Annotated in this window: 19 protein-coding genes; 7 read left to right on the top strand and 12 right to left on the bottom strand. The window is 41.0% G+C overall.

Annotation, left to right across the window (positions count from 1 at the left end; genetic code table 11):
- Positions 1-184 precede the first annotated feature (184 nt).
- The 3 genes from MHI06_RS16050 to MHI06_RS16040 are packed head-to-tail and all read right to left on the bottom strand — an operon-like array spanning position 185 to position 3,058.
- A complete protein-coding gene (locus MHI06_RS16050) occupies positions 185-1,027 on the bottom strand; it encodes an alpha/beta hydrolase (RefSeq protein WP_340398401.1) in 843 nt (280 codons plus the stop codon).
- Positions 1,028-1,030: 3 nt separating this feature from the next.
- Positions 1,031-2,044, bottom strand: coding sequence for an NADP-dependent oxidoreductase (locus MHI06_RS16045; RefSeq protein ID WP_340398400.1), 1,014 nt, complete (start codon positions 2,042-2,044; stop codon positions 1,031-1,033).
- A gap of 12 nt (positions 2,045-2,056) precedes the next feature.
- Positions 2,057-3,058 (bottom strand): NADP-dependent oxidoreductase, encoded by a 1,002-nt coding sequence (locus tag MHI06_RS16040; RefSeq protein ID WP_340398399.1) that lies wholly within the window; start codon positions 3,056-3,058, stop codon positions 2,057-2,059.
- Between the two features lie 185 nt (positions 3,059-3,243).
- On the opposite strand from MHI06_RS16040, the gene MHI06_RS16035 reads away from it, so the two are divergent.
- A complete protein-coding gene (locus MHI06_RS16035) occupies positions 3,244-3,792 on the top strand; it encodes a TetR/AcrR family transcriptional regulator (RefSeq protein WP_340398398.1) in 549 nt (182 codons plus the stop codon).
- Positions 3,793-4,332: 540 nt separating this feature from the next.
- A complete protein-coding gene (locus MHI06_RS16030) occupies positions 4,333-5,085 on the top strand; it encodes an SDR family oxidoreductase (protein WP_340398397.1) in 753 nt (250 codons plus the stop codon).
- Positions 5,086-5,217: 132 nt separating this feature from the next.
- Here MHI06_RS16030 and MHI06_RS16025 read toward each other — a convergent pair whose 3' ends face one another.
- Entirely contained in the window at positions 5,218-5,364 is a 147-nt protein-coding gene (locus tag MHI06_RS16025) for a hypothetical protein (protein WP_175380615.1), read from the bottom strand.
- A gap of 108 nt (positions 5,365-5,472) precedes the next feature.
- Here MHI06_RS16025 and MHI06_RS16020 point away from each other — a divergent pair, with 108 nt between their 5' ends.
- A complete protein-coding gene (locus MHI06_RS16020; protein ID WP_340398396.1) occupies positions 5,473-5,724 on the top strand; it encodes a hypothetical protein in 252 nt (83 codons plus the stop codon).
- 585 nt (positions 5,725-6,309) lie between these two features.
- Here MHI06_RS16020 and MHI06_RS16015 read toward each other — a convergent pair.
- On the bottom strand, positions 6,310-7,233 hold the full coding sequence (locus MHI06_RS16015) for a 2-dehydropantoate 2-reductase N-terminal domain-containing protein (protein ID WP_340398395.1): 924 nt from the start codon (positions 7,231-7,233) through the stop codon (positions 6,310-6,312).
- Between the two features lie 148 nt (positions 7,234-7,381).
- Between MHI06_RS16015 and MHI06_RS16010 the strand changes: the two genes are divergently transcribed.
- The 3 genes from MHI06_RS16010 to MHI06_RS16000 all read left to right on the top strand — a co-directional run bounded on the left by MHI06_RS16010 (position 7,382) and on the right by MHI06_RS16000 (position 9,585).
- On the top strand, positions 7,382-7,927 hold the full coding sequence (locus MHI06_RS16010) for a TetR/AcrR family transcriptional regulator (RefSeq protein WP_340398394.1): 546 nt from the start codon (positions 7,382-7,384) through the stop codon (positions 7,925-7,927).
- Positions 7,928-8,209: 282 nt separating this feature from the next.
- Positions 8,210-8,731 (top strand): GNAT family N-acetyltransferase, encoded by a 522-nt coding sequence (locus tag MHI06_RS16005; protein ID WP_169479238.1) that lies wholly within the window; start codon positions 8,210-8,212, stop codon positions 8,729-8,731.
- Positions 8,732-8,760: 29 nt separating this feature from the next.
- A complete protein-coding gene (locus tag MHI06_RS16000) occupies positions 8,761-9,585 on the top strand; it encodes a MerR family transcriptional regulator (protein ID WP_340398393.1) in 825 nt (274 codons plus the stop codon).
- 436 nt (positions 9,586-10,021) lie between these two features.
- Here MHI06_RS16000 and MHI06_RS15995 read toward each other — a convergent pair whose 3' ends face one another.
- The 5 genes from MHI06_RS15995 to MHI06_RS15975 all read right to left on the bottom strand — a co-directional run bounded on the left by MHI06_RS15995 (position 10,022) and on the right by MHI06_RS15975 (position 14,779).
- On the bottom strand, positions 10,022-10,417 hold the full coding sequence (locus tag MHI06_RS15995) for a hypothetical protein (RefSeq protein WP_169479239.1): 396 nt from the start codon (positions 10,415-10,417) through the stop codon (positions 10,022-10,024).
- A gap of 363 nt (positions 10,418-10,780) precedes the next feature.
- Positions 10,781-11,359, bottom strand: a complete 579-nt coding sequence (locus tag MHI06_RS15990; RefSeq protein WP_340398392.1) for a TetR/AcrR family transcriptional regulator — start codon at positions 11,357-11,359, stop codon at positions 10,781-10,783.
- Between the two features lie 75 nt (positions 11,360-11,434).
- Positions 11,435-11,692: a muconolactone Delta-isomerase family protein gene (locus tag MHI06_RS15985; RefSeq protein ID WP_340398391.1), complete on the bottom strand. Its 258-nt coding sequence runs from the start codon at positions 11,690-11,692 to the stop codon at positions 11,435-11,437.
- A 358-nt stretch (positions 11,693-12,050) separates the two neighbouring features.
- Positions 12,051-13,790 carry an ATP-binding cassette domain-containing protein gene (locus MHI06_RS15980; protein WP_340398390.1) on the bottom strand — a complete coding sequence of 580 codons (1,740 nt, stop codon included), beginning with the start codon at positions 13,788-13,790 and terminating at the stop codon, positions 12,051-12,053.
- Positions 13,791-13,915: 125 nt separating this feature from the next.
- The gene (locus MHI06_RS15975; protein ID WP_340398389.1) at positions 13,916-14,779 is read right to left on the bottom strand and encodes a LysR family transcriptional regulator; all 864 of its coding nucleotides are present in this window, start codon (positions 14,777-14,779) and stop codon (positions 13,916-13,918) included.
- Positions 14,780-14,923: 144 nt separating this feature from the next.
- On the opposite strand from MHI06_RS15975, the gene MHI06_RS15970 reads away from it, so the two are divergent.
- Positions 14,924-15,763 (top strand): alpha/beta hydrolase, encoded by an 840-nt coding sequence (locus MHI06_RS15970; RefSeq protein WP_340398388.1) that lies wholly within the window; start codon positions 14,924-14,926, stop codon positions 15,761-15,763.
- Between the two features lie 116 nt (positions 15,764-15,879).
- Here the strand turns inward: MHI06_RS15970 and MHI06_RS15965 are convergent, their stop codons facing one another.
- Both MHI06_RS15965 and MHI06_RS15960 read right to left on the bottom strand, forming a co-directional pair.
- Positions 15,880-18,579 carry an S-layer homology domain-containing protein gene (locus MHI06_RS15965; RefSeq protein WP_340398387.1) on the bottom strand — a complete coding sequence of 900 codons (2,700 nt, stop codon included), beginning with the start codon at positions 18,577-18,579 and terminating at the stop codon, positions 15,880-15,882.
- 434 nt (positions 18,580-19,013) lie between these two features.
- On the bottom strand, positions 19,014-23,405 hold the full coding sequence (locus MHI06_RS15960) for an AAA family ATPase (protein WP_340398386.1): 4,392 nt from the start codon (positions 23,403-23,405) through the stop codon (positions 19,014-19,016).
- Between the last annotated feature and the right edge of the window lie 706 nt (positions 23,406-24,111).

The following is a 24,111-nucleotide window of genomic DNA, read 5'->3' as shown; positions in this document are numbered from 1 at the left end:
ATCATTCTGGTCCCCTCCTTCCACACTCAATATAACATATTTAGAACGATCGGTAAAGAATAAAATGTAATGCTACTCCATTCAATTATCACAAGCAATGAAACCGGAGATCAATTTATTCATCAGCCTTCATCATAAGTGTCCGTGAGATTAGTTTTAGTTTCAGAGATAGCCCGTGTTAGTATTATCTAAAAAATGCTATTACTGATTTCACAAATTCATCATGATATTGAAAAATCCCACCGTGACCGGAATCTTTATAAATAATGAGCTTGCTATTTGGAATACGTTGTGCCAAATCATAGGAGTTAGGTGTAGGTACCATTCTGTCATCATCACCGTTTACTACAAGGGTAGGTTGCGTAATTTTTGACAAATCAGCGGGTTTTGCCATTCCCCACTCGTGGATGGCTTTAAGTTGTCTACGATATCCTTTGATACTAATCTGTTTATCTCGCGCCTCTTTACGTTCTTTGAGCCGAACCAAGAATTCTTTTGCTTTCTGTTTGCCATGATCTGTTCGCGTGAAGAATAAATAGGTTTTAATATCTCTCAACGTGAAGATGGCACGTATCAAATCACGATCAGAAAGTTTCGTAACATGTTCAATGCCTTCACCACCACGAGGGCCTGTTCCTGACAAAACAAGGTTACGAACCAGTCTTGGTTCGATGGCCAAGAGTTCTTGTGCAATCATACCCCCCATCGAAAATGACAAAATATCGATTTGCTCAAATCCCAATGCATGAATGAACGTCAACGCATCTCTTGCCATTTGTTCAATCGTATCTGGGACTTTCCCACTAGAAAGTCCAACACCCTTATTATCAAATGCAATGACCCAATATTTTTTTGCAATACCATCCACTACACGTGGGTCCCAGTTGTCCAGATTAGCAGATAAATGAGTGAAAAATATAACGGGGATACCCTTTTTCTCTCCTAGTTCACGGTATGCGTAAACTGTTCCATCAGCCGTCTTAATACTTAGATTTGGTGCTTTTACATATGAATAGTTAATTGCCATAATTCATTGACCTCCATCTTCTACTTGTAACAGAACTTTCCCTCGGTTATGTCCTGTCGCAATTTTAGCAATCGCGGCATTCACTTGGTCAAACGTGTACTCGGAATCAATCACCGGCTTGATGTTTGTTTTTTCAAGATACTGTGTAAAAGCTGTTAATTGCTGACCATTCGGCTGTACATACAGAAAGTCATAACTCTTCTTATGCCATTTCGCTAGCCCATCAAAAGGCAAGCCCAGTAAACCGAAAAGAATCTTTTTCCCCGTTGACAAGTCTGTGCTTCGATTAGCGAAACGGGCATTGGGACCAGCGCTTAACGCCAATAATGTACCACCGGGTTTTAGTAGCTTCAGATGTTTACTAATTTCACTGGCGCCACGGGTATCAATAACATAATCATAGTCTCTCCGTATGTGAGTATAGTCCTGCGTTTCATAGTCGATAAACTCATCTGCACCGAGTCGATTGGCCAAATCACGCGCAGACCCACTACCACTGACGGTCACAAACAGTCCTTGTGACTTCGCGTAAGGTATGGCAATCTGTCCAAAGCCTCCCGTACCTCCAGAGACAAATAACTTACTGCCTTGTTGAGCACCTAAAATATCTAGAGCTTGGATGATCGTCAAAGCAGACAATGGCACGGCCGCTGCTTCTTTAAAGGAAAGATTGGCTGGCATCTTAGCCACAATTGACGCATCTACTGCGACATATTCGGCAAACGCCCCCATCTTATCTAGCGGTGGCATGGTGTACACGTGATCACCCACCTTAAAATCCATAACACTAGCGCCAACGTTGATCACAACTCCAGCCAACTCGTTGCCCAGAGTCAATGGAAAGTCGTAGTGATCAAACAACTTAACTTTGCCTGTAATCGCCAAAACAAGGTGTGGATCAACACCCGCTACCTTAGTCTTAATCAGAACCTGAGTTGATGTGATTGATGGAATATCGATTGAGTTGATTTCCACTTCAAGTGTTTTGGAATATCCAGCAATTTGTGCAGCTTTCATTAGGTGCTCTCCTTAAAATCGGATAATGACTTTTCCTTTAGGATGACCAGTTGCAACAAGCTTCAGAGCCTCATTAATATCTTCAATGTGGAATTCAGTGGGGTCCACCGCTGGTACAATCCCGTTATCTTCAATAATCTTGGTGATTTTCTTTAATTGTTCACCATCACTGCGAACAAAAATGAAATGATATTGAATCTTCTTTTTCTTCGCTTTGTGATCATACTTAGCCCCGGCAATGGTGAAGAGCTTTTGTTTCCAACCTGGCAATCCCATATGTTCGGCGAAACGTTTGTTAGGGCCGGTCCGCAGAGAAAGAAGGCGACCTCCTGATTTAATAATGGAAAGTTCATGATCAAATTCGCTTGGTCCCAACGTATCCATCACATAATCTACATTACTAAGCTGTTCCCAATAATTCTCAGTCGTGTAATCAATATATTGGTCTGCTCCAGTCGCCATTGTCCGTTCACGTGCTTGCGGATTTCCACTAACGATGACCCGCAGCCCCATGCTTTTTGCGATAGGAATGGCCATTTGGCCAAATGAACCAGAACCCCCGGGGATAAACACGCTTTCGCCAGCTTTGGCAGCCAATTCTTCATGCAAACCTTGATAAGCAGTCAATCCTGTTAGTGGCGCAGCAGCACCAGTTACAAAATCGAGATTAGCGGGCAAGTGCCCGATGGCATCCGCATGAATCGCTGCGTATTCCGCAAAGGCACCGATTTTTTGTAGTGGCAGGCGTGAGTAAATTGCATCGCCAACTTTAAATCCCTGGACGTTCTTACCAATCTTTTCAATAACACCTGTCAGCTCATTACCCAGGGTCAAAGGGAACTCATAATCCTGAATCAGCTTCACACTTCCAGTACCGATGAGTAATTCTAAATGATTAACCGCCGCCGCTTTCACCTTGACCAAGACTTCGTTATCATTTATATCTGGGACTGGAATATCATTAATTTCTACTATGAACTTTTTTGAGTATTTGTTAATTTGTGCTGCTTTCATAATGAATAGCCTCCTATGCGCTGAATAACAAGTAACATTTATTTGTTTTTGTAACTTGTGTGACAAGCATAATGCCAGAGGTTACAAAAGTCAACAATTGTTACTCATTGTTCTGTATGCTAAAATACAGGCAGGTGTATAAACGATTATTGGGATGTAATGAAGAAAGAAGGGTTGGCAGCAAAGTGGCTAAAATCACACAAGAGCTCATTATTGAAACAGCGGAAGCGTTAATTGAACGCACGGAAAAAACTGAAGTGACCCTCTCTCAAATTGCGGATGAATTAAGTATCACCCACGCAGCGCTTTATAAACACTTTAAAAATAAGCAAGAGCTCTGGGCAGCTGTGTCGAAGAGCTGGTTCAACCGGATGATTTCAGAACAAATCAAAATAGACATGACTACTATGGCTAATCCACAGGAATTGCTCCACGATTGGCTTTGGGCATTTGCTAACGCAAAAAAACGTGCCTATAACGAGAATGCCAAAATGTTCGCCTTGAATACACAATATGTTGACAGCAATCCACTGGTATTACGTGACGTTCTCTGGGATTCCTACCAAATTATTGACGGCTTCATGGACTATCAGGATCCCCACATGGAACGGGCAGAAGCGATTCTCTCTGCGTTTGCCGTGTTTAGCCTCCCGTCCTTCAAAGAATCCTGGAATTTACCAGACTATCAGGACAGGTTTGAACGCATCTGGAGTCTAATCAAACAGGGTCTATGAATCCAAACCTCTAGTTGGATTCGAAAAAGTCGAAAAGAACTCTCTCTAAAACCAAGAATGTCTAGACCCTTTTTGGAGCTTCTCAAATTCATCACGATTTCATTCTCTATACAAAACAAACAACCGCCTCTCCACACATTAGTGTACAAGAGACGGTTGTTTGTTTTTACGGTGCAATCGGTAAACCTCCATTGATAAGGGGTACAGCTAAATTAAAAAAATACTTTACCGATCGTTCTCGATATGATAATATGAATTTGAAGACAGGGGTGGTGCAGCAAAAAGCGTGAGAATGATTATGGCGAGAAGTAATCGAAAAACTTCCATAGAAGAGCTTTTCCAGGGCAAGTGCATTCACAGAAGAAGCTACAACTTTAGCAGTCCTGGGCTAAAATTTTAACATAATTAGAATGATTGTTCTTGAATTTAATCAAAAGGGGCATTCATTTTAGGTGCGATGCTAATCTTAAAATCAATCTTAAAATCATCAAGGCTAAGTCAAAGAACTGTATAAAATAAATCTCAAAGGGGAATTTAAAAATGACTATAAACATGGATGGTAAAGTTGCTTTTGTAACTGGAGGAAATCGTGGTATTGGATTGGAGACAGCACGTCAATTAGGTAAGCTTGGCGCCACGGTCGTTATTGGGTCGCGCGATTTGGAGAAAGGTAAGGTTGCTGTGGATACACTTCGTTCGGAGGGAATCCAAGCGGAGAATATCAAATTGGACGTCAATCTAGCCGAAGACCTTCAAGTTGCTTACAATTTTTTCGAACAGCGGTACGGTAAGCTTGATATGTTGATTAATAATGCTGGGATACAGATCGAGATCGAAGATCTTTCACCGATGAATGAAACAAGTACCGTTTCGCCGAGCGTTATGCGTGAAACCTTCGATGCCAATTTCTTCAGTATGGTTGAATTAACTCAACTACTGCTGCCGTTAATTCGCAAAGCGCCAGCCGGAAGAATTGTTAACGTATCCAGTGCGCTTGGATCGAATACACTCCATTCCAATCCCGAGGCTCAAATTTATGATGTCAAGCTTCTTGCTTACGATGCCTCGAAGGCGGCAATGAATACCTTTACGACCCATCTTGCACATGAGCTGAAGGATACACCAATTAAAGTGAATTCGGCTTATCCTGGCTGGGTGAAGACTCCACTGGGCGGAAAATACGCTGATATGGATCTTGAAGATGGCGGGAAGACAAGCGTAATGCTTGCCACGTTGCCTGCGGACGGACCAACAGGAAAGTTCTTCCATATGGATACAGAACTGCCTTGGTAATACGGTAGTCATCCGTTCTTTATGAACAGACTTGGGAATTGTAACAAAAAAAGTCGCTAAGATAGCGACTTCAATGGGAATATGTTCTTGTCCGCGACACTTTAACCGAGCTGAGGTTAAAGTGTCGCTTCTTCATTTAATAACTTCAACCTTTTTATCCCCTGCTGACTTCGCTACCTCTAACGTTGTATTACCTTGGATAGCGACGATCACGCCAGTAGCCAGCATAGAAACGACTAAAGCTGCGCTGAGGGCTTTGGAAATTTTCTTCTTGACCATAACCATACCTCCAATATTTAATTACAATATTTCACTTTGTTGGGTAATCAAGCTGGTGATTGTATTATAACGTACTGACAATGATTGTAAAAGGATTTTTTCCTAGAAATGGTTTACAATTACGAAACCTATGGTTCATTTATTTATCATGATGAAACTGAATTAGATCTAGTTAAGGCTTTTGGTGTAGGCGGAACCGAAGGTTACATCAAGACTTCAGATATGAATCAAGATTTGCCACAAACTCCCGAAGAAGCAATACAGAGTATGAATGAACCAAAAGTCGATAAGTATATAAACTTGTACGATAGCAACGAGAATATTATCGGAAAATTTCTACTCACTAGTTCAGAAGATTAACTCTAAACTACACTACTCCCCCACCATTTCTGAGAAGAGTTATCCTGTTTTTTTCTTATCTCCTTGATCGTTCTTCTCATTATGTTGCGATTGTTATCACAATATGGAATAAAGTGATTTTTAAAAAATAAAACCTTCGATTAAATCCCGAAATCATATGGACCAATGTGTTATTTTTTGATTAAACTCTTTTCGCTTGAATCTTTTAATTTAGAGGTGATTTTTCTCCATCTACTGTATGATAACTAATTCTTAATCCTAATTCAGTTTCAAATTGACTATCATATTCTAAAAATTCCCATTGGTACTACTTGTTACAGTATCATTCTTACTCTCAATACTAATGACATTGTTGGTCTTATCGAAACTTACATCAGCGTTTAATGCTCTACCAATCTCACCAACAGGGAAACTGAATTTCAATTTTATTATGGCACCATCTTTATTTCCAGATATTTCTTCATCCGAATAATCAATAAAAGTCTAGTCTAGATTAGTTAGTTTAGCAAAAAAATTAAAATAACAAAGGATCGTGCTAAATAAGCCTGATCCTTTTACCTATTTCAAGAAGTTCCCTACTAAAAATTATTGAACATGTATTTCTGTTTTGATCTTATTTTGACTTAAAAACTTCATTAAATCATTACTCAGGTGCACAATCTCATTGTTAGCACTATTCGCATAATCCGGCAACATCATATCCCGAACCATCTTAGTTCGTAGCCATGTCATAAAGAAAAGATCCAAAAATAAGTTTGGGAATTTTAGTACCATTTTAAGCATGGGTGGATCAATTGAAACGCCAGCTTGTTGTATTGCCCTTAGATACGCTTTTAAAGTGACAGTTATTTTACGTGCCGTTTTTCTGGTTCTGGCTGTTTTTTGGTCAATGATCTTATTTTCAGAATGCAAAAAGCTTAACATGGCAATGTCTGATACCGAATGTGTGATTAGATACGCTTGCATATCCTTTTTAATAACGTAAGGAAGTTTTGCTGTTTTAAATATTTTTTTGAGGTTTTCTATGCGTTCTGTCACTGCACCATTAATTTCTCCAAATACAGTTGCCACTATAACTTTTGGCAGAAATCGAGCATGTAATACTCCATCTTTAATTTGTCCACCGAAGCCGGGAAAAGCTGGTAAAAGTCTATCTCCTACGATATCCAGCCACGAAGAGAATCCAATTGAGTTACTAGTCATTGTAACTATATTTTTGCTTTGATTATCTTTTAGCGCTAACAACGCTGATTCGGACCGATCATAACGAACAGTAACGAAAATAAAATCGTATACATCGTCATGTTCGAGCGTATCAATGACATTCACTGGTATCGATCTAACTGTACCTTTTTCTGAATATTGTAGGCCATTTTCTCTTAATGATGTAAATCGATTAGAATGTGCGAACAGGGTAACGTCAAACCCTGCTTCAATAAGCTTAATGGCGTACATGCTCCCGATGACACCTGCACCAAAAATCAAAATTCTATCTTGTTTTGCTGACATTAAAACCACCCCTACGTATTAACATTTCTTTTTGATTATCAGACAACGTGTTGTATGATGTGATTATAAATCTCCATTATATCTTGATCAACCATCAGTTTTTTAGTATTTGTCGGATGATACTCTTATTCACATGCAGGAGGTAGTTATGAAAAAGCAACCCCAAATAACGGAGAAAACAAGACAAACGTTTGTAGAAGTTTTTTGTGAGTTATATAGCCAAAAGCCGATTGAGAAAATTTCGATTCAGGAAATTGCGAATAAGTCAGGATATAACCGCAGTACCTTTTATCAGTACTTTACGGACATTTACGCATTGTTAGACTCTGTTGAAAACGACCTGTTAAATGACATGAAAAAAGAATTGGCGAATAAAGAGCTTTCGATGCATATGGTTCAAGATACGCTCTATTGTCTGGACAAAAGAGAGCATCTCCTGGTTCTTAATGCCCTTTTGGGTGATTATGGAAGTGCTAGTTTTTTAAAACGCTTAAAAAAAGAAATCACTTTGGATCAATTAACATTTAACGTTCCGCAAAACCATTTCTTAACGCCATACTTCATTGAGTTTTACCTGACAACTTCCCTTTCTTTATTTCGTCTTTGGCTTCAGCGTGAAAAGGATTTATCTTCAGAAGAGTTTTTCAAGGTAGTGGAGAACCTATATTCAAAAGGGATTACGCCCTATTCTTAAAGGGCCGCTGTCTGTAACGGCAAGTTTAAAGGGCCATCCTTCGCAGGATGGCCCTTATTTTGCTTTTACTTTATACACCGATCGTCCTCCGATAGGTTGGATGTATATTTTATCCAATTCTTCTTTCGACAATTGCTTTAGATATTACTTCCAGTTAAATTTACATTGATTTCAAAAAACATTCTCATTTCATGCATCAGTTTAATGACTAACATTTGACTCTGGTACGATACTAGGGTTTATCGTGATGTTATTCGATTAAGATGTTTGGGAGTGGTTAGAATGAACAATATTCAAATTTTTGATCAAGTTTTCGATATTATGAAGGAGTCCTTCCCCGAAGCCGAATACCGGGACTATCAAGAACAAAAGCTGCTACTAACTCATCCACGTTATTCTCTCCTTACAGAGAAAAATGAACAGCAAAATGTGATTGGATTCCTTGCAGGCTGGAAGTTCGATGAATTCAGTTATGTTGAAAATGTGGCAGTCTCTTCTAGTATCCGCGGCGGAGGCATCGGTAAAAAGCTCATGGAGCGTTTTATGGAACAAGCAACTCTGCCGATTGTATTAGAAGTTGAGTTACCCATGAATGAGATAAATCAGAGAAGGATAGGATTTTACAAACGATTAGGGTTTCAGTTATGTGAATTTCCTTACGTTCAGCCGCCACTTCGTACAGGGTTTAAGCCTTTGCCCCTGAAGATAATGAGCTTTCCGGATCATTTGTCTTCCATTGAATTTGAAAAAGTAAGACATGTCCTGTATAAAGAAGTGTACGACGTGGCTGTAATCCATAATTAAATAAGAAGAGCTGACTATGAGGAGATACGATGATTAAAAATAATTACAAAATCAAAGAAATATCACAACTATATGGAATTGGTGTAGACTCCTTACGTTATTACGAAAAACTAGGTTTATTGATCCCTCGTCGTGATAAAAATGGATATCGATTATATAGCCTACATGACATATATAAATTAAATATTATACGTGATTTGCGTGAGTTAGATTTTACAATGGATCAAATTAGAGAATATCTGGATAAACAGAGTATTGAGACCACACTTGAATTATTATATCAAGAGCAGGAATTGATACGTGATCGAACGGCCAAACTTGAATCAAGACAAAATATTTTAAAAAATAGAATCGATGTGATTACTGCAGCGATGAACATTGAAACGGGTGTATTTTCTATTAAAACGTTACCGAATCGTCCTTGTTTGAAGTTTGATGAACGGATCACCAGGGATGAAGAAATGGATTATGCCATTAAAATGCTACACCGGATTCATAACGCGTACATTACCGATCTGAGCAATCAATTATACGGTGCATCTATATCCTTACACGAGGTAAGCCAGGGAATTAAAGGTGTCTTCCATTCTGTCTTTTTTATTTTTGATTCTGAGTGTACCGATACCTTAGATTTTGATTATTTTCTTCCTGCGGGAGATTATTTATCACTCCATTACCGTGGCAGCTATGAACAAAGTTATGAAAAGGTAATGGAAGTTGTGAAGTATGCAAAAGAGAATGATCTTTCCCTTTTAGGAGACCCTTTCGAAGTTTACGAAATTGATAATCGTGATACGATGATGTCAGACCAATACTTGACTGAGATTCAAGTTAGGGTTGAACAACGTAAATGAACAATCGTTGATGATTGCAGCGGTGCAGAACAAAAATGTGTTTTCAAAGCCAGTAGATATTCAAGATGAAAAAACACGCCTTGAATTAATTCTTGAACGAGCTACTTAGTCTATAAGCGTTCCATTACTTCTTTTTTCTAAAGAAATCGAACTTGATCACATAATCAAAAAAAGACGTAATGACAATAGATCCAAGTGGAATCAATAAATAAACCCAAAGTGGATTATTTGGAGCTTCACCAGATGGGGAATCAGTTAAAAAAACGTAAAGAACAACACAATAAATTATGGCCACTACAATACCTGTAATGTTTCTATTTTTCATAGTTGTTTTCCACCTCTTGTTCACTATACTACATCAAAACGAAAGAGCCACAGTAAGTGTGGCTCTTGTACTTTATTAATATTATAGTCCCGTTGGTTGAATTTTGGATACTTATTTCGTTTGAGAAGCCAACCATTGCTCTGCTTTTTCCAAAGAATCAAAGGTTTCAGTGACATGGTTACCTACAAGCACAGAGTCCAGTCTATTTAAAATCGATCTAGCGACTGCTTTTTCTGGAGTAATGAGAGCTAAGTATTTCAAACCTGCTTCTTCTGCCCTTGGAAACCAAACTTCTGAGAACCATTGTTGATCAGCTGGTGAAATTGCCGAGAATTTTAATGTGTTTGCGATTGATTTTGTAGCTTTTTTAGCGATTAATAGCTCTAAGCTTTTGTTCAAAGGGACTTGGTATTGATCTCGGGTAGCGAACCCCTTCCATTCTATAATAACCGCTTTAAGTTCTTGGTTCCATGAGACCAGAGCCTCGGGAGATTCGTAGTAAAGCATGTGATTGCCTCCTCTTGTTCTAACTACTTATTGTTTCATTTGAATTGAGCAAACTATATATTTAAAATGTTATACCCTTATTCCTGCCGAATTCGAATGAGAGGAATTCTATGGGCTTCCCTCTCCGGATCTCGGATATATCATCTATTTTCACACCTGATTTATAGTGTTCTTTTTGATTAACGATCTACATCCTCTGTACGAGCTCTAATCAATGAATTGCTCCTGGAATGATAAGTGTCTTGCCACAAGAATCGTATTTAGCCCTCTTTAGCAAAGCGGTCAGTTAGAGGTGCCTTAGACACTCAATCGCAAAGGGAAAACTTTTTTTTGAGAATGAATATTCTAATAATTTTAAAAAATTTACACTATTAATTGCCCCATTGATATATCAACGATACGAAATAGTTTTTCTTTATCCATTGAGGATCTTGCCATTACTCTAATTCCAACGGATAAAGTATGCAGATTTTCAGCCATTTCCTTTGCATCGTAATCGAGAGAAAATTCTCCATCCCGCTGCCCCCAGAGAATAACCTGTTCAAACATTAGCTCTGTTAATTCGAATGATTTAATAGTTCTGGTATCTACATCTGAATCTCGTGCAGACAGTTCCGTGACCGAATTCACTAGTAGGCAACCAGAAACGGAATCTTCTTCTTCTAAGACCATGAATCTAAAAATCTTCTGCAAAGCTTCTTTTGCAGTCTTAGATTGTTTAACCTCACCAGTAAGCATAACGTTACTTTTGTTGATGTAACGATCCATAGCCTGTAGAAATAACGAATGTTTATCTCCAAATGTGTCATACAAGCTTCTACGATGGATGCCCATATGCTTAACCAAATCACTCATGGATGTCTTCTCGTAACCTTGTTCCCAAAAAAGAATCATTGCTTTGTCCAAAACTACATTTACTTCAAACTCTTTACTTCTTGACATAAAAGTCCCTCCCGAAAATAACTTAACATATTGGGAACGATAAGTAAAGAATGATTAATGTCTTGTTTTTAGGTGTTATTCGTCAACCAGTTCGGTATAATTTATGATCATAAATTTATAAAACGGTAAAGTTTCCAATGCGATAATTAAAGCATCTTGGTTGTCAGCGATACAAATGGACCAGTGCTCGTCCCTCGTGTGTGAGAGATAAAACTTAGTGATCACTCCTTGCTCCACCAATTCTGCGAACCGTGCTTGTTCTGCTGGCAATTGTTCCGCAATTTCTTCCTGCGGTGCATCCGGTTGAATTTTGACATGAACGAGAAAACGCATGTTACACTCCTCCTATTAGGTTATTCTCCGAAACGAATGTTTTAGCAGTTGTTTCATTAATCCATTTGAAATGTGCAAAAACTGATTTTTTCATCTAAATAGCATGTTGTAAAATACCCGTTTCTAAAACGATCGTTCTAAAAACACAAAATTAATTCTTACGTGTTGGAAACTAGAGGTCACATGATTGAGAATGTTCATTCTCAACAGGGTGCATTATTTTCTTTTCGTGATTAAATATAACTTACTTGGGAACGATCGGTCAACAATTATTTACCTTCCATTGGCCTTCCGAACAAAAAAAGTCGCTAAGATAGCGACTTTTTTCTGGTCTATTATTATATTAGAGAGTTGTAACTTAAAGCAACTTAATCAGCTCTTCTAACTCATCAACCAAACTCTTTGCAAGTTCAAAATTAGTATCTTTTAAAGCCAATTCTATTTTCATTTCAACAGACTTTTTCTTTTGTTCATTTTCTAGATAGTCTTCATCAAAATGACTAGCATAAATCATCTGTCTAAATTCTTCTATACTCATTTTACTAATCGTCTTGTCCTCAATAATTAAAACATAATCCATACCATTTACAACAGAATAGAAATCATGAGAAATCATGATAATCGCACCTTTGTAGTCTTCAATGGCTTTCTCCAAAGCAATTTGTGTATAGATGTCCAAATGACTTGTCGGTTCATCAAGAAGCAATACGTTGGCTTGACTGGCAGAAACTTTAGCCAATTGAAGCATGTTTTTTTCTCCGCCAGATAACGATTCAATCTTTTGATCAAGGATTTCTCCTTCAAAGCCATAGTTTGGAAGATACGATCTAATCTCATCATACGTTTGAAACCCGGAATCAATGAATTCATTTAGTATGGTATTCGAATCTTTTAACATCTCGCCTTGAACCTGAGATAAATAAGCCAGGTTAACATCAGCATTGATTTCAATGGAATTCTGATTGTTTTTAAAGATTTCTCGGAGTAAAGTCGTTTTCCCGGTACCATTTGGACCGATCAGGGCTACTTTATCTGTCGATTTGATCTCAAAGTTCACATTTTCCAAAAGCAACTCGTCAAAGGAAACGCTATAATTATTGACGTTAACCACAACGGTGTCTTCCATTTCTTTATCGATACCAAAACGGATATTCGGCTGTTTAATATCGACAAATGGCTCTTTTATTCGACGTGCTTCCAATCTCTCTTGAAACTTGACTCTGGCTTTTAACGCTCTGCCTCTGGAGGCTTCTGAATTATACGTGGCGATCTCTCTAAGATTGTCGATGATGTGATCATATCTCTCAATTTCTTCAGCTTCAGCAACCGCGATTTCTTGCAGCTCGATCTTAGTCTGAAGCAGCGAGAAGTTGTAATCGATATATCGCCCGTCAAACTCTTGGAGTTCTGTGTTTTCTAGGTGTATGATTTTGTTGAAACAATGATTCAACAAATACCGGTTATGCGTAACGACCAGCAGCATTCCCTTGTGGGTATTAATCAATTTTTTGAGCGCGTTCAGGTTTTCAAAGTCTAAAAATACATCGGGCTCGTCCATAATCATTAAGTCTGGACGATTCAGCATTTCCTTCATCACTTGAATAAGTTTGAATTCCCCGCCGCTTATGGCGGATATACTAAGATCTTTGAGCTTCATGAGGTTGGCCAGGTTTAACTGTTTATGAATGGTTTTTTCGTAATTATCCCCATCCATCGCCTCGAAGGCATCCAAAGCCAATTGAACCTTTTCCATCAGGGAATCCATATCCGACGTGGTTTCCATTTCAGCATAAATGGCTGTGATTTCATCTTGTATCTTGATGAATTCTTCTCCGATATATTCAAAAACGGTCATTTCTTTCGTTTTGTCTACTTGAGAGAACTGACTCACATACCCGATTCTGCAATCGGGGTCTATCTCTAACTTGCCCTCGAACAAATATCGTTCCGGATCCATCAGGATATCGATCAGTGTACTTTTCCCACTGCCGCTTGTTCCGATAAAAGCACAATGTTGTGCCTCTTCAAACGTAAATGAGATGTTGTTATATAGTTCCTTTTGTGGAAATGAGAAGGACAAGTTATCAACTTTTATCATAGTGTTACCTTTCTTTATAACTAAATTGGTGACTATTATTTAATATATTGTCGAACACACAGACTTTTAGAGTAACACTGTTTCCTACCAAGTTCAATTCATTTTTAACGCTTGCCCTCACTTCCTTACCAGAGGGAGGCGTGCTTTCTAACGATCTCTATAAAAGCTTCTACTTGGGGAGAGATCCACTTGTTTTTGGGATATAACAGCTGAGTAGCTAAATTCTGCTTGTACTGCTGACCTGAAAGTTTTTCGTCCTTCAGCTCCCTCTCTACCGTAATTCGAGGTAACAAAGATATGCCCATACCACTCAATATCGACTGTTTCACAGCTTCAATACTCCAGAATTCAATATTGGAAGTAATTCCAATCTGATACTCCTCAATGCATTGTTCAAACAATGTGCGATAACCGCAACCTCTTTCGGTAAAAAGTAAATTGCTCTGCACAATGTCCCGTTGTAACTCAAACGAATTGGGATACAACAACATCATGGGCTCTTCAGCCAATTTCTCACTGTACAGATTGGAGTCATGAATCTCTGTCCCTAGCATGAAGGAAATATCACTTTTACCTTGCATCAAATTTTCTTTATAATACACGGAATCTAATTGGTGCCATTCTATATTGACAAGAGGATGCAACCTTTTGAACTCTTCAATAATAGGTGGAAAACGATAGATCAACAACGTTTCTCCAATACTGATCACGATATTACCCGTTAATTCACCTTGTGCAGCGGTCACTTCCTTAATCATATGATACAGATCAAGCATTTTTTTGGCATGTGGCAATAATTTTTTTCCAGTCTCCGTTAAAATAACCCGCTTACCGATTCGATCAAATAAAGGATAGTTAATCTCCTCTTCCAATGCCTTGATATGCAATGTAATTGTAGATTGCGCATATCCAAGATGCTCAGCAGCTTTGGTAAATCCCTCGTGTTCCACAATCGCAATAAATGTGACCAAATGACGTATTTCCATCATTGGCTCCCTTCTATTTAACATCATTAATACTGATCGTTTACATATAAACTATCAATTTAACTAATAGAAAGCAATCGTTTATATTCAATGTAGCTCAACGAGAGCTAATTTAATCTCAATCGCTTATGGAAGGGAGTAATTACTATGCAAACAGTAGCAACGTCATCCATCTTGATTAATGGATATCGGATCGCTTATGAGCAATACGGAGAAGGTTCTCCCATATGGCTCCTTCATGGAACACCGTCTTATAGCTATGAATGGAGAAAAGTAATACCCGCTCTGGTTCAAAAAGGGTATAAAGTCTACGTTCATGACCTTCTTGGATATGGAGCATCCGAAAGACCACTCGAAGCAGATACTTCTGTGGCAGCGCAATATACGCTGTTTAGTCAGCTTTTAGATGAACTTGGAATGGATCGTTTACATGTCGCAGCCCACGATCTGGGTGGAATTGTTGGCCTCCAACTGGCTCAGGAACAACCTGAGCGTGTACAATCGCTTACGTTACTCAACATGCCCAGCTATGATTCGTGGCCCTCACCAACCTGGAAGAAAATTATCGAAGAACAGCTTGAACAGGTCGAACGAATGCCTCGTGCTGATTTTGATGCCATGCTAAAGAAACAATTACCCATGGCAGTGTATAATAAAGAGCTTATGACTGGCGATACACTGGATGCATATCTGGCACCCCATACAGGTTCATTGGGGAAATCCTCTTTTTTCTCCCATCAGGTAGCTCACTATAATGCAAAATATACTGAATCCTATGGAACAGATTTACCCAAGCTGAAGGTCCCTGTTCAAATTCTATGGGGTGAGGAAGATGAATGGCAGCCCCTCATGTATGCAAAGAGGCTTGTCCAGGATATCCCTCATGCGTGTCTACATGTCATTCCAAAAGCTGGTCATTTCGTCATGGAAGATGAGCCTGGGCAATGTTCCGATTATATTGACCGTTTCTGCAATCAACATCCATGAGTTAGGAAGATACAGAAAAAAACACGAGGCGTGAATGCAGTCCCTCGTGTTTTTCTATTTACCGTAACTAAGATATGCACCTTCCGAATACGTTGCTGATTAATGTAATTAGATGCTTATTGTATAACATTCAAGGCTCGGTACATCATCGCCACAAACTGTGCACGCGTCACGGGTTCATCCGGCTTAAATTTGCCGTTATCCCCGAGTACAATCTCTAGTTCTGCCAGTGCAGCGATGTAATCATAGCTCCAATGAGTTGTAGGAACATCTTGGAAAGCAACTGTTCCACCTGGTTTGATCTCAAAAGCCAGCGTCAAAATTTTAGCCATCTCTGCACGAGTCAGCGAATGGTTTGGATTAAAATTCCCATTGGCTCCATCGACTATTCCTGCTTGTTGCAGTGACATGATGGCTTCATAGTAAGGATGGCTTGGTGATACGTCAGAAAACGAAACTGCCTCACGTATGGGTTTAAACTCGAAAGCACGTGTGAATATTAGAGCCATATGATGGCGCTTGATGTGTTCATTCGGGTGAAAAGAACCGTCGGGATACCCTGCGATTATCCCTTGACTTGCTAGTTCCTCAATCATTCCTTTTGCCCAATGTCCTGAAAGGTCGTCAAAAGTAACGACAGGTGGTTCAGGTTCAGGTTTGGGTTCTTCTGGGGTAGGTTGCGGATTGGGTGTTGGTACCGGTATTGAATTTTGAGGAGGTGGTGGATTACTTCCTCCTCCATTATTGTTAGAAGAATTGTTTATACTCCACTTCGCATACAACATGACATCAGCTTCGTTTATATGGAAAGTATCATTCGCTACATAGCTTTTCCCACTTCCATCTGCTTCCGTATTCCAACCAATCAACGTAAATCCAGTCTTCACTAGACTTCCAACATTATCAGCGACGGTTACACTACTCCCCGCTTCATAGGTTTGACTATCTAGGGGTACCTCTCCTCCAGTAGCTCCATTCCCGTCATAGCCTACACTATATTTAATAATGGTGAATGCAAGGGTAATCGAATTACCTGCGGCATCTGTAACAACAAGTACATAGGAACCTTCAACGTCTACAGGTGAGCCACTTATAAAGTTTTGCCCGTTCAATGTTGCTGTACCTTCATTAAAGGTAATGGTTCGGGAGGAATTATAGCTCGCCCCATCCGTTACACCTGTAACGATCGGAGCTGTAGTGTCCAGTACAATACTTGCTTGGGCCGAGCCTATATTTTCTGCTCGATCAATGATGCGAACATAAACCGTCTTGCTGCCATCACCTGCTGGCAATGTATAGCTCATGCTTGCTTCATAAATCTGTTCAGCTGACCATGTAGCGTCATCATTCGAGAACTGAACGGCTACAACATCCGTAACACCTGCTCCTAAAGTAAACCCGAGGGTTACTTCACGATCTGTTGCGTAAGCGGCTCCTCCATTAATGGCAACTGTTCCTGTGGGTGGTACGGTATCTAATGTTACCGTTGAACTGTACTCTACTGATTCATTTCCTGCACCGTCAATAAGCTGTAAAATAATTGCCTTCGCTCCATCTGTACTTCCTACATCTATTGTAAAGTTATTCGTATACGCTATGTTTGTTGGTGCTGATCCGTTAACGCTATAGCGAATATTCACAATATCTGTTACGCCTGCTTCTGGTGTCACTTCAACTGCTACATCCGAATCATTTGCGTAAGCCTTGCCTTCATTCACAACGACTGTTCCTGTTGGTACTTCACGATCCAGTGTTACGGTTTGTGTAAGCACTGTTGTATTTCCTGCTAAGTCAGACAAGCGAATCTGCAGCGTCTTCACGCCATCTTCCTCTGTATCCTGCAATGTATACGATTGTGGACTAGCACTATACACTACTGGGTCGCCATAATCTTGGCCCGTCTCGCCTAGCTCCATATAGTCTGTATTACTACTTGTTACCGTTAATAATACAGTAGTTGCATTCGTTACACTTGGCGTTATAAGTGTTAGCGTTCCTGTTGGAGCTGTTGTATCCAGCACAATACTCGCTTGTGCTGCGCCCGTATTGCCCGCTCGGTCAATAAATTGAACATAAACCGTCTTGCTGCCGTCACCTGCTGGTAAAGTATAACCAGTATTTGCTTCATAAGTCTGTTCAGCTGACCATGTAGCATTATCATTCGAGAACTGAACGGCTACAACATCCGTAACACCTGCTCCTAAAGTAAACCCGAGGGTTACTTCACGATCTGTTGCGTAAGCAGCTCCCCCATTAATGGCAACTGTTCCTGTGGGTGGCACGGTATCTAATGTTACCGTTGAACTGTACTCTACTGATTGATTCCCTGCACGATCAACTAGTTTAAATGTTAAGACCTTATCTCCATCAGTACTTCCTATTGCTAGCAAAAAGCTTGGTACATAAGGTATTTGTGTAATTGGGTTTCCATTAACCGAATATTGGATATGCGTGATATCAGTTAATCCAGCATCTGGACTTATTGAAATACGTACAGACGAACTATTCGTGTATTGGTTGCCTTGATTTACAATGAATGTCCCTGTCGGGGGGGTCTTAACTATTAAAAATTGAATCGTTTTTGTTTGACTGCCTGCTGTAACCGTTAACGTGTATGAGCCTTCAGCAGTAACCTGTGTTCCACTTGTAATTGGACTTCCATTCAGAGTTGCTGATCCAGTGTTGAATTGTGGCGTTACATTCGTGTTATACAGCCCGCCATCTTCAACTCCCGTTATCTCAATATTAACAATTTCAGAATACGTAATAATTAAATAAGGGCCTAAGGTACCATCGCCTATATGATTTTCAATCATCTGAATGTAATGATTTCCCCCTCTTGGTACACCTGCATTTCCTGCTTCTTCAACTGTCATTCCTGAAAGAATAAAGGTTGCTCTAGGATTAGTTTTCGTGAATTCCCCTGATATGTAGCTTGTAAAATCAAAGGGATTTAGTGTAGGGTGTTCTGTGGTGACTCGTGGAGCGTTAGCAGAAACTACACTTTGATTATTAAAAATTACGATGAATACCATATACACGATTACAACTAGCAAGCTTGCAATCGAGACAACTCTCTTTCTCACCATGTACACTTCCTTTCATACAATTCGTTATTGTTCAAAATGACCTCTTTTCATGTGACTCCATCTAAACATCATAGTCTCGTCATAGGATATTTAAGTCCTACTAAAGTAGTACTCCACAAAAAAACAAGGAAGCTGCCCCTTTAGGCTCGCTTCCTTGTTTGTCACTCTATCAATTGTAGCTCTCTGGCACGTAGGACAGCTTGTCCCCGCCGTTTTACACCCAATTTGCCGTATATTCTAGATGTATGTGTCTTGACCGTCGTCTCTGCGATCCCAAAGAGTTCGGCAATCTCTCTGTTCGACAAGCCTTTTGCAATTGCTGTTATAATTTCCGTTTCTCGTTCCGTCAGCGGTTCCGTCAGCCCTGGTTGACTGGGACTAGGAACCACAGACGAGGCGTTACTTTCGAAAGCACTCGGGATTGTTGTATTCGCAGCTTCGTCATGCAGCAGCTTGAGATAAATGATCCGTGTCGCAAAAAGCTCCAACATCTGAACATCCCTCTTTGTGAACACACCCGGCATCTGTCGATTTTCCAAGTAGAGTAGATAGGCAGTTTGTTCTCCCGGAGCATCAATGGACATGCACAGAATCGACCTCTGTTTTCTTGCTGCGATATAAGCATCCTTCACCCAAAAACTCTGAAGCGCGTCATGCAAAATTAGCGGTTTGCCCGTCATCGTTGTATGACGCAAGACGCTCTCCGCATACAGGCCGGCTCCTTTTTCCTGATCAGTCCAGTCAGAACGGCTAGCTTCAATAACGAATTCATTATTTTGACGCTTCAGCAACAGACCACGCTCTGCTCCGGCTTGTCTTAAAGCCGTTTCCAAGAGATTTACCTTCCAGTCGACCTTATTCGGCTGTGCTAACCCATGGATGAGTCGTTGCACAAGCTCGAGTTCCTCTTCACTCTTCAAGCCTTCACCCGTCTTGGAGCCGTTCTGGTGAGGTAACGATGTGCCAGTTTGAGTCATTTGGATTCGATCCTGTAATACAGGACCTTCATAACGCTTGTATATCGGGTCCAGCAATTTAGCATCTCTGCTTCTAATCTGAGTTACTTTGAAGGTGATTCCCCATTCGGCGTATGCCGCACATGCATCCATCATCGTAATTGCCGCTCCGGATCGGCTGGGCAGATCATCTTGATAACATACCGCAAGCCGTTCGCAAGCAATGGCTTCCAGCAACACGTATTTCTCGGTTCTCGCCAGCCTGATTGCAGCCGTATATTGTTGCATGGCGCTCACCGAATTCCCTGCGATCCGTTCAGCCTCTGCTTTGATTAGCAAGTATGCAGAGGACGTACTGTCCAAGAATCCTCGCCAACTCTTCATTAATCGCAATTGCGCGCGTATGGCCTTCCGGATCCGCTTACGGTCCTCCCTATTCGTCTCGAAATAAGATCCAGTTAATGCCAAAGCCTCGTAAACGCGGTGTTTACGAATTTGCATCCAATCCAGATGTAATTCGTTTACCCTTCCTCGCTGCGACCAATACAGCGCTTCTCTATACCTGCCCGACAGGTACGCTACCTCGAGCCGACAACCGCAGCTATAATTGTCCTCGTCCCGTTGCTTCAACTCGCTGTCGGTCGGCACTTGTGGAATAGCAACAAAACTGTCGATCAGAGAATCGTCTTGCAGCACTGTTGCGTAACTACTCGTCAGCCGCATCATGTCCAGTATCTTGTCGTCGGCAACATGTCGCATGTTCTCCTCAAAGTATTGGAGCAAATCATTCAGGGCATATACATTCCCATGATTACACATAACACTGAAAATTAAGGCAGGATTAGCAAAGTCATGATCACCGGATTCCATCGCTTGACGCATCGCATTGAACAGGACAACAGAAGATTCCAGAGGACTGTCCATTTGCTTGATTATTCCGCTCAGAAACGTAAATACATGCTTTTTCCTGAATGTAGAGGTGTTGGCAATTTGCAGAAACACCTGCTCAGCAATCGGAGTCGCTCGAACGAAGCTCGGAAATGACCTTTGCACAATCAGTTCGTATGCTCCGATCATGGCGGCTAGTGACTCATTCACCCCTTTATGCAACCCATAACGAATAAATCGGGCATACAATTCCAGAAGCGATCGCGCATCGTGTGCAAGCAATGGAAGAAACAACAGCTCCATTACATGGCATAATTCTTCATAATCCTCGTCGAGTGGGTCGGACAGCAGAAGATGTTTCTCCCGTTTTCGATGTAAGAGGATCGCGGTTCGGGTCACTTCCTTGCCTATAGACAACAGTGTACTTTTCTTCTCAAGCTTCCAACCATAGGATCCTAGCGCCTCCATTCCAAATTGAACCGCAGTCTCATTGTCCGCGAGTGCATGGAATTGGATTAAAGGTGCCCAGATTTTGAGCCGCTCTGATCGGCTCAGTCGATCGCTGTCTTGGTTCAAGTCCAACAGCAGTTTTTTCGCCCGTGCACTATTGCCGCCCATATACTCCGTCCATGCTAATACCAACTGCAGCCCGACATCGAGTGTAACGGGTACGTCCACTTTGTATGTTGCAAGCAGCTGAAGCCCGTTTTCGGCATAATGCTTCCCTTTCGCATAGCGCGCGGATGCCAAAGCCTCTTGTCCCGCTTGAAGATTGTGCTCGATCAATTGCTTCGTTTCTTGCTCCGATAATACCGAAGCAGCCAAGTTCAGATGATCAATCGCTGTTCTTGACAGATTATCGCGTGACTCCGGCGTGCGATCCAGTAGCATCCGTCCAATTGCTCGGTGTCGGTGGATATTGCGTCCTGAATCGAAGGCATATGCCATTCTGTGAATAAACTCATGAGCAAACACATAGAATGAATCCCGTCCATCTTCTTGCCCTGCTTCATCTTCCCGATAAATAAATCCTTCCGCTTCCGCCTCTTGAAGATTACAGAATACCTTATCTACGGATATGCCATACACTTCGGCCAAGAGTGTTAATTGAAATACCGGACCTATTGCGGCCGCCATAGCCAAGAACTCCTTACGATCTTCCTTGAGATTGGAGAAGCTCATCTCCAGCAGCCGTAGATGTTCTTCCGAACTACTTCGTTGCCGGGTTATTTCTGAGTCCCATACCCACTGACGTCGTTCCTCGTCAAAATTTAGTCTGTTCTCCTTTAACCATCCCTCCAGCAAGAGACGAACCGAGCCGGGATTACCACCTGTCTGATCATAGACAGACCGTGCCAAAAGTTGAATGCGAGCGGATTTCTCATATAGAGCATTAGAGATCAGCTTCCTCACATCCTCGTAAGCCAGCGGAAGCAGAGTCACTTGTTCCTCTGGATTCGCACGGCATCTTTGGCTTAACCAAACCAGAAATTCCTCTTGATCAGCATTCGCTTCATCCTCAGCGGAAGTGATCATCTCCTCCGTACGATAGGCCCCGATTAGGAATAATCCATGCGCTTTTTGTGATAATGCAAGTTCTCGAATGACGTCTTGTGTACCTTTGTCGATCCACTGTAGATTGTCCATAAACAGAACAAGCGGTGGCTTGCATTCAGCCATACAACAGATCAAGTCGGGCAGTAATTCTTCAAACCGGTCCCAGACCTTCGCTTCCCTGGAGATATTTGCTACCTTCGCATCGTTGTCGAACAACAGCTTGGCCTCGGGCCAGCAGGAGACGATTACCTGCATTTCTGGTCCGAACTCGCCTTGCAGTTTGGATTTCAGACGTGTAATGAGTTCAACAGGTTCACTCCACAGTTGATAGACCCATTCCCGCATCCCCTGAAGGATCGCACCACACCGCATGTTTTGTTGGAAAGGTTCCGCTTTCATAGTAATCAGCCGGCCTCCATGCCGCACGACGTTTTGTTGGATTCTATGGACAAGCGTCGTTTTACCCGTTCCCTCTTTACCTGTCACCCAACGAAAGGCATTCATTCCTTGAAAAGCCTGTTCCAGTCCGGCCTCCATTTGCACCACTTCGGCACGACGTCCGTACCACGAATCGGATAGGGAAAGCGTCCGGATTTTATCTAAACGTCCCACTTCCAATGGCGTAAACACTCCATCGTTATCCATCATGTTCTGATACAACTTTAGATCGTCAAGCACCCCATATGTACTCTGATAACGCTCCACCTGTGATTTGGCAAGAAATTTCATCAGTATCGCTTGCAGTGTTTCGTCTAACTCCGGTAGAAAATCAGATAAAGGCTGAGGCACCTTGCGGGTATGCACGGTACCCCAGTCTTCATCATTGTCAGCATGAAAAGGCAATTGCCCGGTCAACAACTCGTAGAGGATAACACCTAATGCGTAAAGATCACTGCGTTCACTCGGCACGAGATTGAAACGTCCAAATTGCTCTGGAGAATGATAAGCTGCGTGACTTTCCGTATGCCAGGTTATATGCGCCGTTTTCCCCTGCCACTGCACGCTGATATGGTCAGGGCTAAGGTATCCAATCATCCTATTCTGCTCGTGTTCACGCTGCACCATTTCTGCCAGTATAATAGATAGTTCAATGAACATAGTAAGCTCTAATGGGGGATCTGTGATGTAGTCTCTTAAAATCTTGATGTTCATGCACACCTATCTAAGTTATATTTCGTATCGGGAGAAGGATATATATCAGAATTTAATAATCAAAATTTTGTTTTGATGAAATGGATTTATTAAGATACTACTTAAATGAATTTTAATCTATGATGCATGGTAGAGTCTAGCCTGCATGATGCATAAACAATTTTTGCGAATAGGGCATAAATAACAACAAATATAAGCCACAGCTCTCCTCTAAACGTATGTGCAGAGGGGATAAGCTACAGCTTTGTAATAGCTGTCTCTTTTATATGATTACATCATTGTATACAGAATAAAAAATAAAGGGCACCTGATTAGGTGCCCTCTAGTAACCACTATTGCGTTGCAAGTACATCCTCTACATAGACGTTGGATGCCACTTTAGTATCTTCATACGCTCAAAACCTCGGAAACGTCGTTCCACTTCATGGTACTCCCTCAATTGGCTCGCGACCTAGAAGAGCATACCGTAGGCTTGAACCTTAGCGATCACAGCTTCTGCCCAATGCCCTCTCACATCAGTAAAGTTTGTCTCATTCACTTCAGACTGTTCAATGAATCTCGCTACAATGGCTGCCATCTCGGCACGTGTGATCGACTTATTTGGCCGGAATGTACCGTCCTCATAGCCTGTAATGTAAGCGTCATGATGTTTGATGATCAGTTACTTCATTGCCGAAGCTAGCCCTATAGTTTTCCTCATCCATAC

Source organism: Paenibacillus sp. FSL H8-0079, from assembly GCF_037991315.1.
Taxonomy (GTDB): domain Bacteria; phylum Bacillota; class Bacilli; order Paenibacillales; family Paenibacillaceae; genus Paenibacillus.
The sequence above is the reverse complement of the archived record's forward strand: the minus strand, read 5'-3'. Positions and strand labels throughout refer to the sequence as shown.

Excerpts from the sequence above, each read along its gene's own strand:
- MHI06_RS16050 (WP_340398401.1), bottom strand. The coding sequence starts at position 1,027 with ATGGCAATTAACTATTCATATGTAAAAGCACCAAATCTAAGTATTAAG.
- MHI06_RS16045 (WP_340398400.1), bottom strand. The coding sequence starts at position 2,044 with ATGAAAGCTGCACAAATTGCTGGATATTCCAAAACACTTGAAGTGGAA.
- MHI06_RS16040 (WP_340398399.1), bottom strand. The coding sequence starts at position 3,058 with ATGAAAGCAGCACAAATTAACAAATACTCAAAAAAGTTCATAGTAGAA.
- MHI06_RS16030 (WP_340398397.1), top strand. The coding sequence starts at position 4,333 with ATGACTATAAACATGGATGGTAAAGTTGCTTTTGTAACTGGAGGAAAT.
- MHI06_RS16025 (WP_175380615.1), bottom strand. The coding sequence starts at position 5,364 with ATGGTCAAGAAGAAAATTTCCAAAGCCCTCAGCGCAGCTTTAGTCGTT.
- MHI06_RS16020 (WP_340398396.1), top strand. The coding sequence starts at position 5,473 with ATGGTTTACAATTACGAAACCTATGGTTCATTTATTTATCATGATGAA.
- MHI06_RS16015 (WP_340398395.1), bottom strand. The coding sequence starts at position 7,233 with ATGTCAGCAAAACAAGATAGAATTTTGATTTTTGGTGCAGGTGTCATC.
- MHI06_RS16010 (WP_340398394.1), top strand. The coding sequence starts at position 7,382 with ATGAAAAAGCAACCCCAAATAACGGAGAAAACAAGACAAACGTTTGTA.
- MHI06_RS16005 (WP_169479238.1), top strand. The coding sequence starts at position 8,210 with ATGAACAATATTCAAATTTTTGATCAAGTTTTCGATATTATGAAGGAG.
- MHI06_RS16000 (WP_340398393.1), top strand. The coding sequence starts at position 8,761 with ATGATTAAAAATAATTACAAAATCAAAGAAATATCACAACTATATGGA.
- MHI06_RS15995 (WP_169479239.1), bottom strand. The coding sequence starts at position 10,417 with ATGCTTTACTACGAATCTCCCGAGGCTCTGGTCTCATGGAACCAAGAA.
- MHI06_RS15990 (WP_340398392.1), bottom strand. The coding sequence starts at position 11,359 with ATGTCAAGAAGTAAAGAGTTTGAAGTAAATGTAGTTTTGGACAAAGCA.
- MHI06_RS15985 (WP_340398391.1), bottom strand. The coding sequence starts at position 11,692 with ATGCGTTTTCTCGTTCATGTCAAAATTCAACCGGATGCACCGCAGGAA.
- MHI06_RS15980 (WP_340398390.1), bottom strand. The coding sequence starts at position 13,790 with ATGATAAAAGTTGATAACTTGTCCTTCTCATTTCCACAAAAGGAACTA.
- MHI06_RS15975 (WP_340398389.1), bottom strand. The coding sequence starts at position 14,779 with ATGATGGAAATACGTCATTTGGTCACATTTATTGCGATTGTGGAACAC.
- MHI06_RS15970 (WP_340398388.1), top strand. The coding sequence starts at position 14,924 with ATGCAAACAGTAGCAACGTCATCCATCTTGATTAATGGATATCGGATC.
- MHI06_RS15965 (WP_340398387.1), bottom strand. The coding sequence starts at position 18,579 with ATGATTGAAAATCATATAGGCGATGGTACCTTAGGCCCTTATTTAATT.
- MHI06_RS15960 (WP_340398386.1), bottom strand. The coding sequence starts at position 23,405 with ATGAACATCAAGATTTTAAGAGACTACATCACAGATCCCCCATTAGAG.